This window comes from Ezakiella sp., from assembly GCF_034180565.1.
Classification (GTDB): domain Bacteria; phylum Bacillota; class Clostridia; order Tissierellales; family Peptoniphilaceae; genus Ezakiella.
This window is the reverse complement of record NZ_JAXFOB010000021.1, coordinates 29,910-45,097: the sequence shown is the minus strand read 5'-3', so window position 1 is coordinate 45,097 and position 15,188 is coordinate 29,910. Positions and strand designations below refer to the sequence as shown.

The window sequence follows — 15,188 nt, the reverse complement described above, 5'->3', positions numbered from 1 at the left end:
CTCCAACAAAATAGAAGAATAAAGATCCTATGAGGAGAACAAAATTTCTCCCGTATCTGAATTTTTTCGGTAATATATAATATAGAAACAGTATTGCCGGTAAAAAATAAAATAGAAATGATAAACTTGAAAAGACCATATCCGCGACACCTAATACATATAAATTTGCTCGAGTTCCTCGAGTTCATTCTCTCCGATGTCCATGTTGAGCACGAGGTTTGTAAAGCCCATTTTTGTCGCAAACGAAACTTGCCCCGGAGTTATGAGTTCAACCATAACTCTCTCTTTCGGCGGGTTAAGTTTAAGAAGCGCCCTCATGATTTCAACTTGCGCTCCGTCGGCTGTCAGATAAATTTTTATATTTTTATTTTTTTTCATAAGTTTAAATAGAGCAGTCGGATCATCGCTGTCTGACATATTCAATTTAACTTCGTCATTTTCCGCATCATAATAAACTTTGATTGGGACAAATTCATCGCCCGCTCTTTCGGAAATTTCTCGAAGACTTGTTGCGACCTCGCCGTCAGGAATTATAAATTCTTCACTCACGGTTTTTATCTTCACTTTTGAGTCCGTCTTTTCGATTTTTTCAAAAGGAATTATTACAAGTTCTCCCTCTTTTACCTCGCCCATTTCTCTAAAGGTTTGGTCTTTAAATTCAGTCAAATCTCCACCGTAAATTAATAAGTCCGGCATACCGAGTTTGATTGATTTCACTTCATCTTCAGTGTAATCCGAAACGTCCAAGAGGATGTTGTATCCGTTTTTCCTATAGAAAATTTCTTCATACTCATCTTTCGAGTTCGCTTTTATTATAAGGCTGTCGTGGTTTCCGCTGACCGTTTTCACAAAAAACGCAAATTCGCGCGGGTCATTTGTGTCCACAATGAATTTATAGTTTTTGTATTTTCCGAGCACATCGCCAAGGGAAATATATCCCGTTTTTGCGGCTTCAAAATTCATATTTTCTCCATTCGGATTTGTCACATAGTAGTCGTCAAGAGTCTTTTTAAGCGATAAATAAAAGTATTTGTATCCATTTCGAATAGCGCTATCAAGTTCGTCCTTTGTTTCGACAACAACTGCATCCGACGGCTTTTCGTAATCGTTTACAAGCTCATCTTTGTTGCCTTTAGCCATAAGTTTTTCAATGCTGTTTGTGTCCAAAATTTTATTGGAGAGCGTAATTTCTTTTATAGCCTGTTTATAAAGTTTCTTTGCCTCTTCATTCGGCGGTGTTTCCTCGCCCGTCTTTCTGTTTACGAGAGTTCCGTTTTCAAAAATTCCGTCTCTCTTCATCGTAAATATATAGTCGTCGGAAATGAAAGAGCCCTTTCTCATATATCCTTCCGGAAATGCGACGGACGGATGATTTTCATCAAAAATATCGTGTCCGAATGTAACATATTTCGACGCATCGATGCCGAAGAGATTTAAAATCGTCGGCATAAAGTCGAGTTGCGACCTCACGGACTCAATCGTTTTCTTTTCTTCGAGTCCCGGCACATGAATAATTAAAGGCACATTCATAAGCTCGTCAAAGTCGAACTTCTTTCCGATAAATTCTGCAACTCTTAACATCGCATCCGCTTCAACTCCGGTTATTCCGTGGTGGTCGCCGTAGAGTGCGATGACGGAATTCTCAAACATTCCATTTTCCTTTAATTTATCCAAAAATTCTCCAAGGGCCTTGTCCGTGTAGTGAACGGCGTTTAGATATCTGAAGAAAAATGTGTCTTTGTCTTTGTCGATTGCACTCAAAGAGCCGTCATAGTCCGGCATCTCGTACGGCACGTGGCTCGAAAGCGTAATCAAAAATGAATAAAAAGGTTCCGATTGCTTCGAAATAATATCAAAAGATTGTCTTAAAAAACTCTCATCCGAAAGTCCCATTCCAATCATATCGTCCAAATCGAAATCGTCTTCCGCATAAAAATTGTCAATTCCAAGGTGCGGATAAACTCTGTCACGCATCCAGAAGTCCCTTTTGTAACCGTGAAAAGCGTCTACGGCATAGTTGTTGTCCGCAAAAATTTTCGGAAGACCGTAGAGATATGTGTCGATATATGCCTCATAGGACTGCGCCCTCATTGTCGGATAGAGCGAGTGAAGACTTACAAACTCCGCATCCGAAGTGTTTCCCGCTCCGAGCATTTCGATATAATTCTTGCAATAGATGCTTCCCGTTTCCTCGATCAATCGATTTAAATTCGGCGTTATTTCCTCGCCGTTGTATTCCCTTCCAATCACAAAATTGTTCAAACTTTCGATTTGAATATGAATAAAATTTTTGCCCTTTGCAATACCTGTGTATTCATTTTCATATTTTTCTTTGTTTAAATTATTCATGCTTTCCGAAACATCGTCCTCGTGTAGCTCTCCAGGTTTCGAAACGCTTTCCGCAATATCTCTTATGTGATAACCGAAGAGTGAAAGCCTTGAAGCCGACGACATCTTTGAGCCGGAAAATGCAAATACCGCAAGCAAAACTGCAACTACAACGCTGAGAGAAATATATCTCGGAATATAAATATCAAAAAAGTTTTTCTTTAAAAGCTTTTCCAAATAACCTTTAAAATAAATATAGCCCGTAATCGGCAAATCCAAAATCAAAATAAGATTTTTAAAATTAAAAAGCCTCTTAACGGCGTCTGTAACGCCACCGAGATTTCCCGCGTGTCCAAGTTCGCTTATGACCGGCATGCGGTTGAAATACGAAAAATAAACCACATCCGCAAACATAATAAGACTTAAAAGTGCATAAAGCACAAAATTTAAAACTCTAACTTTCTTACCTCTTTTGCGTAAAAGAATATAAAATGCGGTAATGATGGCAAAGTCCATAAAAAAAACCAACATCGGCGCAAATTGGACCTTGGTCTCCGTGTAAAATAAAATAAGTTTTAAAATAAGTAAAATATATAGTAACATACTGTCTCCATTTCTAATTCATTTTATAAAAATAATTCTACTACATATTAGTTATATAGTCAAGTTTATAGGTTTTGGACAGTTTTAATTAAAAAAACAGTGCAAATAAACTGCACTTTCTTTTCTAAATAATATTAATATTTTCATCAAATATTTCAAACATATTTTTATCGTGTGAGATGATTAAAATTATTTTGTCTTTCTTTATTTTGTTAAGAATATTCATGAGCCATTCACATCTTGCGGTGTCAAGATTTGCTGTCGGTTCGTCCATAATAATGAAATCTTTTCCCGAAAAAATCGCACCCAGTATTGACGTGAATGTTCTGTCACCACCGGACAAGTCTTTAATTGGAATATCTTTCTTGTTATTTAAGAAATCAATCACCATATCTCTACTATCAATATTATATTCATCAATTTTTTCTTTTACGGTATCAACTTCAACATCATATTCTCCTGCTAGATATTCAGCTGATTTCTCGTAAATGGATTTAGGAAATTGCGAAACAAATGCAACATTTTTTCTTCTAAAATATACCGAGTCAATCTCTTTCATATCTTTTCCGTTAACCCTTACATCGACTTTGCTGAATTCATTTTCCTTGTAAACTCCCGTAAGAAGTCGTATAAGAGTTGTCTTTCCCTTTCCGTTGTCACCTGAAATTCCATATATATTGCCTTTTTTTAGAGAAACTTTCATATCTTTATATATATTTATTTCATTCGTGAACGAATAGCTTATGTCGGCATCTATTGATTCCACTTTTTCAATTTTATTTTTTCCTTCTTCAATTGATGAAACAGAATATAGTTCATTTAGCTTTTCAGTTGAGGCCACCTTTCCTGCTTTTTGTTCCCCAAATTGGAACAACGAAAGCGAAATCTGTTGAATTTGTTGACCGTACGCGACAATAACAAGCAATTCTCCGATTGAAAGTTGCCCTTTGTTGACAAAATATGCACCCAATGAAATTATTATCAATTGACATAAAATTGTCACTCCTGTCATCGACAAATTAAAAAGTTGATTGAATTTTGTAAAGTCTAAAAATTTCGAAAAAAATTGTTTAAATACATCCGAAAATTTTCTATTTTCATTTTGATAATCTCCGGACTGTACAATTTCATCAAGAAATTCAACTTGACCGCTCCAATTTGAAAAGTAACCTGCTGCGCTTTCTTGATATTCTTGAGCTTTTTCAGTCATTCTTTTCAAGAATGTAATATAAACATATATCAAAATCGGCACCGTTATTACAAAACCAATAGTTATTTTCCAGTTTATAATAATAGAAATTCCTAGCATCAAAACTATTTTCAAAATATTTAATACAAACGACAATATTCCATCCGTATAGTAGTTTGAAACATTTTCAAGGTCGCTTTTCACACGACTTGAAAAATAGGATGTATCCATCTTTCTAAATGCTGTTGCATCAGAAAATCTGTATTTCTCATTCATATTGTCAAAACCGGTTTTAATTGTTTCAAGCTTAAATCTTGCGGACACCTTCTTTTTAAAATATCCCATAACCACATAAACAATGACAATTGAAGTAAAAATAAGGACATAATTTATAACCTCGCTCCACTTCTCGGATGTTTTTACAACGTCAAAAATTTGCCACATATATTTATATTGAACGACATCCAATATAGCATAGATAGTCGCTATCAAAACAAGAAGAAAATATCTGCTTTTCAAACTGTATTTTGATTCTTTTAAAATATTTATTTCTTTAAACATATCGAACTCCTAGAAACTTACAACGCTGTCTGCAACGCTCTTAATATCACCGTCGTGAGAAATAATTATGATAATATTTCCGACTTTGGCTTTTGCGACTTCATCTTTGAACCATTCTTTCTTTAAAATGTCAAGATTGCTTGTAGGTTCGTCATATATTTGTATCTTTTTGTCATTTAATAACGCGGACACAATAAAAATGAGTTGTCTTTCACCGCCTGAAATATCTTTAAAAGCTTTGCTCCATGTGCCTTCTAAAACATCTTCAATAATTTCCGTATTTATATTTCTTTCGTTCAATTTATCAATCAATTCATGAGATGAACTGATTTTAAATTTGGAATTGAAATATTCAGCCGGAGTATTAGTTCTTGTCCTCGGCGTTTGAAAAACAACATCGGTTAAATCTTTTCTAAATTCAATGCTGTCTATATCTGCGAGATTGATGTTATCAACATAAATTTTTGCATTATCGTCTTTTAAAACACCAGTCATAAGTTTATAAAATGTTGTCTTGCCCTTTCCGTTTGAAGCATTTAATAGATATATATTGTCTTTTTTAAATTCTCCTTTAAAATCTTTGTATAACAAATTATTATCAAATCCGAATGTTATATCATATTTAACACTTTCAAGGTCATCAACCGACATTTTTCCTTCAGGCAATCTCTTTATATTTTCATATTCATTAAGTTTGTCTTCGCTCGCTTTTACTTTTCTATAGTCCTTTCCTATTCCCGTAAGCATCATTACACTGACCAAAATAGCTGTGCTGAATTGAAAGAGGTTTGACATATCTCCCAAAAATATCGTTCCCATAAAAACTTTATATCCTGCAAAAAGCATTATAACTATTTGCATTCCAAACATTACCAAGTTTATGATTGAATCAAATCCGGCATCATATCCTACATATTTCATATAAGCATGATATGCTCTTGAAAATATATTATCAAAGCGAGAATTGATCTTTTCGTAATTTCCGGATTCAACTACCTCTGTCAAGTTTTGCACTCCGGACTCAAACGCTGAAAAATACTTTGCATCCGTTTCCATCATATCATTTGCAACAACAGTAATCTTCTTTTTTGAAAATCTATATATAAAATACATTATCGGTATTCCCGCCAATAAAAATAAAAATACCTGCTTATCAATAGTATAAACAATTCCCATCATGACTACTATTTTTATTGCTTTAAAAATACTTGGATAGAACTGTCTAAGTTTAAAAGCCATAATATTTTCCATATCTCCGTCAAGCCTCATTGCAATATATGAGGAGTCGATATTTCTAAAAGTTTTGGCGTCGCTTCTCCTGAGATTTTCTATAACCTTTGTCTTCTTTATGAACTTGTTGCTTTCTATGTATTTGGAAATCAAAATTTCATAAAAATAATTTAAAATAATGGTCAAAACTATAGCACCGAAAAACAATGCCATAAATCTAATGACAACGTCCATATCAGATTGTTTCTCAAGTACCGTTATAAATTTACCGTTAAAAATAGTTGTGACAACTTCAAGCGCTGAAATCAATGTAAGTAAAATAAAATACCATACAATATATGATTTTCTCTTAACCATAATTTACCTCCTCAATATGTATTATACAAAGCAGGGTTATTCTACCCTGCTTATATAAAAACTAGTTATTTTGCTGAACATTTGATGCTTAATCCGGATGCCCAGTGGTATCCTTTATTTTCTTCGCTGTCTCTTACTTTCTTTTTTTGTAAATCCAATACTTTTTTCATAATAACCCCTCCTATAATCTTTCATCTATTGGAAAAATCTCAATTTTTTGATTGATAATACTATTTAAACCCAAAAGTATTCCGGCGCTTCCGGAAAATACATCAAACGACAATTTGTTTGAAAATTTACCCGGAGTATACAGATTTTTATCTATCTCCAGCAATCTCGAAAATAGTTCCCTACAAACTTTTTCTCCATCATCAACCGAAGAATACGAAATACATTTTGACATAAGTCCCTGATAAAGACCGACGTCTAAAAATAATCCATAGTCACTGTATCTCCTGATATGCTTTTCAACATTTACAGATTGTACTTTCTTTCCGGTTTTTTCTTGATATTCCCTTAAAGCCAAAAGAATCCCCAACGCACCGTCCTTGATATATGGAGAAATAATTTTGTTTGTTGTTCCTCCAATGAAACCGTTCGTTATAAAAAGATTATTTGAAATATGCATAGCAATATATTTTATAAATTTCAAAACATCCTGGTCTTTCTTAATCCCATATATTATTGATTCAAAATATAAAACACCTGCTAAACCGTCAAATAAACCGATATCGCCCTCAACTTCCATATTTTGAAGAATAAAATCAGATATTTGAATCGCTCTATCCAAATATTTTTCATTTCCGGAATCCACATAGAAATTAAGATATCCAATTCCAACTCCTGCAAGTCCGGATTTAAACGAATAGTCTCCCAAACTAAATAGCAGATCATAATCTATTTCATCAACTATTTCATACGCCGCTTCTTTGTATCCGAGTTTATTTAGAACAAATGCAATCCCCATCTTGCCGTCAAGAAGACCGCACTTAAATATATTTTTTATTTCTTCTTTTTCGGATTCCAAATCAACAGTTTTGTCTTTTATTAATTTTAATTTATCATCATCAAGATATTTTGAAAGTGCATATAAAATTCCATACTTGCCGTTTAAAAAATTATATTTCCCTTCAGCAGTCGATACTGATTCCCTTTCTCCTCTCCAACCGAACTCGTTTAAATCCTTATAATTTACAATCGATTCAACCAATCTGTTTGAAAGTTCTTCTATACTTGGCACCTCGTATGATTTCGGTTCATCCAATGAGCAGAGCTCTTCAATTATATCGCTGTCAAGCATTCCATCGTATTTATTTAGAATATAATCAATTTGTTGTGAAAGTAAGTTTTTGTCAAAAGCTTCAGATGGCGAAACGGGATAAAGCATAAATTTTAGAATCTTTTTTAGAGCATATTCATCTCTATCAATATTTCTTTCGTTCAAAGAAGAATAGTACCCTTTCGTTGCAATTCCTTTGTTAACTTCATCAACTCTTCCAGCGGATTCAAAATCCAATATCCAAACTTTGTCGTCATCATCAATCATAATATTGCTGTGACTTAAATCTCCGATACCGATTCCTCTTTCATGAATGGATTTTAATATTCTTTTTATTTCTCTATATATTCTTGAAACATCCTCGACATATTCCTTGATTTTTTTCTCATTATTAGTATCATCCAAAGGATAAGTTTTCGCAAGATAATTGTTTAGGTTCATCCCTTCAATTTCTTCCATAGAAAGAAAAGTGTGTTCCCAAGCTTCAAATATTCCAAGTGGTTTTACAATACCGTCTATGTCTTTTAGCTTTTCAAGATAATAATATTCCATTCTAAGTCTATCAACCGCATCTTTTCCATCCTTGTCATATGACACATTCGGTCTTGCTTCTTTAAGAATACATTTTTTATCCGAAAGCTTATCATATGCGTAGTAAACTCCGCCGTTATTGCTGAATTTTACTGCATCGAAAATCTCATAATTATCCAGTTGTGAGGGTTCATCAAAAGCTATATTTTCCTCAAAAAACGGGTCCTCAACAAAAGGCAACTCATTGTAATACGGAAGTCTTTCATCTTCAATATATTCTCCCGACGGCGTTTTTACAACTAATTTTCCGTTGTAATAGATTTTTTTAAACCCGCCATATCTATAATAAATATTCGAATCCTTATATCTTTTATCACTCAAAATATATGGACCTTTTTTTATATTCTTTAATAAATCATATAGAGCAAAGACTGTTTCTTTAAATTCGTCATCATCCGGATAGATAGTTATAAATTTTCCGCTGAAACTTCTGTCCTCATTTTTTGATTGATTCAATTCAAAAAATTCTTCCGTTGCCAAATGTTTAAATGCAATCTTTTTAGAAAAAAGATAATTTGAAACCAATGTTAAAGTTTCCTTGTACGACGAAATATGAGATGATATATGTATCTTGAAACCTTGACTTTGAGTGTCTTTTCCTTCATAAAAATATTCTTTCCAAATGGAATTCTTTTCTCTATAACAACAATATCCCTTGTCTTTATAATCTAAATTTATTTCTTTTAAATCTGAAAAGAAATTATCTATAGGTTCATAAAAATCGCTTTCCGAAATTGAATTATATTCTTGCAGCATACTTTTTCCCCCCCTAAAATTTTTTTACATATTTTTAACATTCCCTGTATTTTTATTGTAACACTTTTAAAATTTTAATTCAATGATTTTTAAATAATTTATTACGTTATTATAAATTTCTATACTGCACAATAAAAAAGACTGCATTTTCTGCAGCCTTTAAAACTAAACCAAATTCATATTTGCAATATCAAGTTTTTCGTTATTTTTTAAAACGGTTCTATCCAAGATGAGTGCGATGACCATTCCTATAATTGCAGTGAACACCCAAGCGAATCCGTCTTTTCCGAAAGGGAGTTTATATAAGAAGTTTTGAATAATCGAAAGATTTTCATTTATTGCAGCAACTCCATAGAGAATTCCCAAAACAAGTGCGCCGTATGCGCCGCCGATAAATACTGTTCTTCTTTTCATTTTGTGTCTGAATAAGTTCAATAGAATCAAAACTATTGCAACCGGATAGAGCACGCTCAAAATCGGAACGGAAAGTTTTATGATGTTGTTTACTCCCTTTACCGAGAGGAAGAATGAAATGATTGCTACAGCAGTTACTGTAAATTTATATTTGATTTTTCCGTTACTCATTTCGCTGAATGTATTTGCGATTGTTGTCATAAGTCCGATTGATGTTGTGAGACATGCAAAGCACATTGAAATAGAAAGAAGTGTACGACCGAAAGTAGAGCCGATTGCTTCAACGAGTTTGATTGTTGCTTCTGTTCTTGCGATGTCTTTAAATTGAATCGAACCTGTTGCTCCGAGATATATAAATCCGCCGTAGACTATGAAGAGTCCAAGTGCAGCGATTATTGCGGAGCCGATTGTGGCTTTTTGAATTTTCTTTTCATCCGTGAGTTTCGCTTTTATTGACATTATAGCAACTCCCGCCATTGCAAAGCTTCCGATTGCGTCCATCGTTTGGTATCCTTCTCTGAATCCCATTCCGAACGGATCCGGTACAAGCGGTTCTCCCGGTGTTCCGATTGGATTTATAATTCCTTTAATGATAAGTGTGAGAAGTAGGATAAGAAGAACCGGTGTGAAGTATTGTCCGATTATGTCTATAACTTTTGACGGTCTAAGAACCAATATATAGGTCAATGTGAAATAGACCAATGAAACTACAACTCTTGAAAGCGGCATTCCCAAAACTGTTCCCCAGTTGAGTTCGCCGAAAATCGGAGCGATACCGATTTCATATGTCGTTGCGGCTGTTCTTGGAATTGCAAGAAAAGGCCCGATGCACATAAGTATTAATGTGTTAAAAATAAGTGCGAAATTTTTTGAAACGATACCCGTGAAATTAAGCATGCTGCCTTTTGTGTTTGTGGTTGCAATGATTCCCAAAAGCGGCATCGCAATTCCTGTGAATAAAAATCCAAGGGTGGCAATAGGGTATAATCTTCCGGCGTGGATGCCGATATTCGGCGGGAAGATCAGGTTGCCCGCCCCCAAAAACATTGCAAATAAAGCAAAGCCTGTCACCATTACATCTTTAATAGTGAATTTTCTTTCCATAATAGTAAAATACCTCCAATAATATTATCTGTATTAGTTTTTAGCTTTAGTATACTAATACTTTGTATAAAAACATGAATCCATGATTCATGTTCAATAAAAAGCAAGTTCGACCAAACTTGCGAGCAAAGTCAAACTCGCTTTATATCCAAAAATTATTCGCCTTGTTCTTCTCTTTGTTTTCTCAAAGCTTCTTCTTGCATTTTGTGTCTTGTTTTAAGATCCATTGTATCGACGGATTCTTCAATCGTTTTAGCTTCAACGGTTCTTAAAACCTTTTTTTCCGCTCTGACCGGAGTGTAAACCGTGTCGAGCTTTCCCATAAGTTCGTCCAATGTTCTGTACGCTTTTTGTCTGATTGCTTCAAAACGTTCTTCCATTCTAATCATCTTCTCCTTTAAATGCTATGACGAAAATCGCCATCAATAATATGCTTGCCACAACCGGCACTATAAACATCCATCTGTAGTAGTGTTCGACTCCTCCGAAAATCGCTCCTGCGTTATTTATCGCTTCCGCTTTGTCGTCGAAAAATCCGAGCCAGTTTGCAATGTGATAAACCGGCGCGACGCTTATTGCTCTAAAACATACCAAATAAAGTGTTGCCGTGAGTGCAATATTTTTTATTATTCCCGGAATGTCGGGCCAAAGTATTGCCGCCGCAATCGAAAATATATTCGAGAAGAGCATAAACCAGTGCATTCCGAAGAATGCTCTTTTGAATGCGATGCCCCTTTTGGAAATTATTCTCGTGTATATAAACCAAATCACTCCGGTCGCGACCGCCCATATTAATGATATTATATCACTTATTGTTGTAATTGTCGTTAGTCCGTAGTAAAGCAGCGAAGAGATTGCCGGAATTGCAAATCCGACAAACAAAAACATTCTGTCCGTGGCTTTTTCCGAGAACTGCGTGTTTAATATTTTATCTTTTATATCTATATTCAAAAAATCACCTATTCTAAATTTGCTCCGAAGGACTTAACATATTTTTTCAAACCTTCACTCACAAAATGTGTGCCGTCTTTATAAATAATATAGTATTCATAGTCCGGAAAATCTTTCAGGCATTCGTCGATTTCGTCTTTGTCTTTTAAAAAGAGCGTTGTCGAAAGAAAGTCACATAAATATGCATCGTCGCCCACAATTGTGATGGAGCGCTTTTCATTGTCCGACGGATAGCCCGTGTTTAAATCGACAATGTGGTGATAATTTCTTCCGTCAATTTCAACAAATCTTTGGTAGTCGCCGCTCGTTACAAGAGATTTATCCGTTATATAAATTATGTCAAACGGATCGCCCAAGTCAAACGGATTTTCGATGCCGATGCTGAAATTCTTTCTGTCGGCGGCTCTTCTTCCGTGAACGGTGACATTGCCACCCGAGGAAATAATATAATTTTTTATTCCGAGCGCATCAAAATCTTTTTTGAGTTCTTCATTCAAATAACCTTTGCACACCGAGCCGAGGTCAACCGCCGCGCCGTTATTTAGCGTGATGTGGTCGCCGTGAACGACAACGCTTCCCTTGCCGCCTTTCATAAGCGCATCTTTTACAGCCGCTTCTTCCGGAAGCACGCCCGACTCAATCGCATCTCTCCAAATGTCAAAAAGTTTTCCTTTTGAAATATCAACTTTGTTTCCGGTCTTGTCTTCAAGCTCCAAAGTTTTATCCAAAATCGGTGCAATTTCCGCCCAATCCTTTTCGCCGGATTTGTTGAGTTCATCGATCGCGCCGCCCTCAAAATTGGAAAGCACATCGTTTAAATGTTTTATCTTATCTTCAATTACAGTTTTTACTTTCGCTTCGTCGACATCGTCTTTGAAATATGTAATTTCAATAACCGTATCGAAATATTCATAAAAGACCATATCGTGCTTTGCTTCGTCCTTCGGCTTGCATGCGCCCATAAAAATCGCGCAAATGATCAAACCGAAAATAATAAATCTATTTTTCATCTAAATTTTATCCCCCAATAACACAATCGCTTTCAAATAAACTTCATCATTTGAGAATTTTATCGCCTTGCCGGCATCGCTCAGCGTTTTTCCGCTCGTAATAACGTCGTCCAAAATTATATAGCGTCCCGTTTTCACGGGCTCTTTGACCTTTATGCCGTGGTCGAAATTCGCACGCTTAAAACCTGTCATCGTGTGGCTCGGCTTTGTCGGCACGTTCTTTTTTAGAATATCATAAATCGGAATATTGTAGTCCAAAGAAATTCTCTTTGAAAGCTCATAGCTCACATTGAAACCTCTTTTAAGCTGTCTTATAAAATCCGACGGAATATAGATTATACCGTCGATATTTTCAAACGAGCATTCTTTCTTTATTATATCATAAAAGAAATCAAGATAACCATAAATTTTCTCAAATTTTAATTTTGACATATATTTTTTTAGAATTCCCATATAGCGAAAAATTACTTCGAGTTCGTCGATAAAGTCGATTGAATTTATCGTGTTCGCCCTTTCAAACTCGCCGTAACATCTCTCGCAGATGGGATATTCGCCCTCATTACATATCAAGCAGGCCTTCTTCAAATCTTATTACCTCGTCAATCTTTTCTTTAAGTGTTGTATTTCTCTTTTGCACTTCGGTGTTTTTTATCATCGTGCGGAAAATATCCCTGCTGCCCATTGAAATCAAAAGTTCTTTCGCACGCGTGATTCCGGTGTAGAGAAGATTTCTGTTGTTCAAAAATATATTTCTCGCCCACGCAATGAAAATGATGCACGGAAATTCCGAACCTTGCGACTTGTGCACTGTGATTGCGTACGCAAGCTCGAGTTCTCTCAATTCGTCATCGTCGTACAGCGCATAGTAGTCGTCGGAAAAGAGAACAGTGAGCTGCGAATTTTCAATGTCGACGTCGGTCACAATTCCGATATCGCCGTTAAAAACTCCCTTCGTCGTTCCGCGCTCTATCGTTTTGTATTTAATCTCGCGGTCATAGTTGTTCGTTATTTGCATGACTTTGTCGCCGAGTTTAAACATTCTGTCGTTGTGCTTTAAAATAAATTTCTTCTCCGGATTCAATTTTTCCTGGAGCACGAGATTTAAATTGTTCACTCCGATTTCACCTTTTCTCGTCGGAGAAAGGATTTGAATATCGTTGAATTTGTCAAAACCGTAGTGGTTCGGCAGTCTCGTGTCCACAAGTTCAACCAATTCATTTAGGAAGTCCTCTTCGTTGTATTCATCCAAAAAGAAAACGTCCGAATCCTTTTCATTAAATTTCGGCTCACCGCCCTCTTTTACGGTCTTTGCAACAACCGCAATCTCACTTGTATCGACAGTTCTGTGAATCGTTTCGAGCTTCACCTTCGGCATCTCGTCAACTCGAAGGAGATCCTTTAAAACATTTCCCGGTCCGACGCTCGGAAGCTGGTCCGCATCTCCCACCATAATGAGCGATGTGTCATCTCCCATCGACTCCAACAGCTTTTGATAGAGATTTATATCTACCATACTCATCTCGTCGACAATAACAACGTCGGCGTCTATGTCCTCGACGTCCATTATAAAATTGTCGTCATCGTCTGACGGTCTCAAACTAAGAAGTCTGTGTAGTGTCGCCGCTTCGACTCCCGAGCTTTCCTCGAGCCTCTTCGCCGCACGCCCCGTCGGTGCCGCCAAAACAAAACTGAGTTTCAGCTCCCGCAAGCCTTCGAGAATTGCACGAACAATCGTGGTCTTTCCCGTTCCCGGTCCGCCGGTTATGATTGCAATATTGTTTAAAAGAGCCATCTCAATCGCCTGTTTTTGTGTTACGTCGTATGATATATCCTTGCTCGAGAAAAGATTTTCAAGTATTTCCTTAACGCCCGCTCTGAAAGGCTTCGGTCTTTTTATGAGCTGAACGGTTTTACTTGCGGCGCTGTTTTCAATCGCATTTAAAACCGTCGGATAAATCATAGGCTCTCCCGTCGACGGCTTTCTTACAACGTCGCCCTTTATTATGAGCTCCTGGAGCGCAACGTCAAAGTCCGGTGTTTCCTTTTTTAAAAGGCGTTTTAATCGAGTTCTTATTTCGCTCTCATAGAGAAAAATATTTCCCTCCAGTCTCGAATCGTAAATGACGTACATTATCGCCGCTTGCACTCTTCTTATGTCGAGCTCGCCGATGCCCACAGTGCGCGCAATTCTGTCCGCTTTAAAAAAGCCGAAACCGCGCACATCTTTTATGAGGCGATACGGATCATCCATAATCATGCTTCTTGCATTGTCCTGATAAATATTGTAGATATTATATGCGTCCTGCCCGAAAATGCCGAGCTCCGCAAGGTCGACAATCGACTTTCTTGCAAGCTTTCCGATTTCCAAAGCTTCCTTTATCTTATGTAATTTTTTCGGACCGATTCCCTTTATCGTCAAAAGTTTTTCCGGATTGTTTTCGAGCATATCCATTGTGTCCTCTCCGAATTTGTCCACAATTTCCTTCGCAACTTCTTCGCCGATGTATGGAAGATTTCCCGACTTAAGATAGTTGTAAACTCCGGCGGCGCTCATATCGTCCAAAACTTTATAACTCGTAAAGCTGAACTGTTCTCCGTATTTCGCATGAACGACAATGTCCCCCTCGAGCTCCAAAGGAATTCCGACGCTCGGCGAGAGAATGTTTCCGGTGCAAATGATGTCACCATCTTCCGTATCAAAAAGAAACACGGCAAAACCGTTGTCGTCATTTTTATAAATTATTCTTTCGATACTGCCCTTGATAATCATATTGCCTCCTCGCGCTTTCGCTACATATATTATATAATAACCGAT

The 15,188-nt window shown here is 36.3% G+C and carries 10 protein-coding genes; all 10 read right to left on the bottom strand.

What is annotated here, in order from left to right:
- Positions 1-150: 150 nt before the first annotated feature.
- The 10 genes from SPI61_RS04465 to SPI61_RS04420 all read right to left on the bottom strand — a co-directional run bounded on the left by SPI61_RS04465 (position 151) and on the right by SPI61_RS04420 (position 15,143).
- Complete coding sequence (locus SPI61_RS04465; RefSeq protein WP_321136921.1) at positions 151-2,931, bottom strand: LTA synthase family protein; 2,781 nt, start codon at positions 2,929-2,931, stop codon at positions 151-153.
- Positions 2,932-3,055: 124 nt separating this feature from the next.
- A complete protein-coding gene (locus SPI61_RS04460) occupies positions 3,056-4,681 on the bottom strand; it encodes an ABC transporter ATP-binding protein (RefSeq protein ID WP_321136920.1) in 1,626 nt (541 codons plus the stop codon).
- Between the two features lie 9 nt (positions 4,682-4,690).
- A complete protein-coding gene (locus tag SPI61_RS04455) occupies positions 4,691-6,268 on the bottom strand; it encodes an ABC transporter ATP-binding protein (protein WP_321136919.1) in 1,578 nt (525 codons plus the stop codon).
- 181 nt (positions 6,269-6,449) lie between these two features.
- Positions 6,450-8,894 carry a class III lanthionine synthetase LanKC gene (gene lanKC, locus SPI61_RS04450; protein ID WP_321136918.1) on the bottom strand — a complete coding sequence of 815 codons (2,445 nt, stop codon included), beginning with the start codon at positions 8,892-8,894 and terminating at the stop codon, positions 6,450-6,452.
- 165 nt (positions 8,895-9,059) lie between these two features.
- Positions 9,060-10,412, bottom strand: coding sequence for a branched-chain amino acid transport system II carrier protein (gene brnQ / locus SPI61_RS04445; protein WP_321136917.1), 1,353 nt, complete (start codon positions 10,410-10,412; stop codon positions 9,060-9,062).
- 155 nt (positions 10,413-10,567) lie between these two features.
- The gene (locus SPI61_RS04440; protein WP_321136916.1) at positions 10,568-10,792 is read right to left on the bottom strand and encodes a hypothetical protein; all 225 of its coding nucleotides are present in this window, start codon (positions 10,790-10,792) and stop codon (positions 10,568-10,570) included.
- 1 nt (position 10,793) lies between these two features.
- Positions 10,794-11,363, bottom strand: a complete 570-nt coding sequence (locus tag SPI61_RS04435; RefSeq protein ID WP_321136915.1) for a hypothetical protein — start codon at positions 11,361-11,363, stop codon at positions 10,794-10,796.
- An 8-nt stretch (positions 11,364-11,371) separates the two neighbouring features.
- On the bottom strand, positions 11,372-12,373 hold the full coding sequence (locus tag SPI61_RS04430) for an FAD:protein FMN transferase (RefSeq protein WP_321136914.1): 1,002 nt from the start codon (positions 12,371-12,373) through the stop codon (positions 11,372-11,374).
- Positions 12,374-12,943, bottom strand: a complete 570-nt coding sequence (locus tag SPI61_RS04425; protein ID WP_321136913.1) for a hypothetical protein — start codon at positions 12,941-12,943, stop codon at positions 12,374-12,376.
- Entirely contained in the window at positions 12,933-15,143 is a 2,211-nt protein-coding gene (locus SPI61_RS04420) for an ATP-dependent RecD-like DNA helicase (RefSeq protein WP_321136912.1), read from the bottom strand. The genes SPI61_RS04425 and SPI61_RS04420 overlap by 11 nt, the downstream gene beginning before the upstream one ends.
- Between the last annotated feature and the right edge of the window lie 45 nt (positions 15,144-15,188).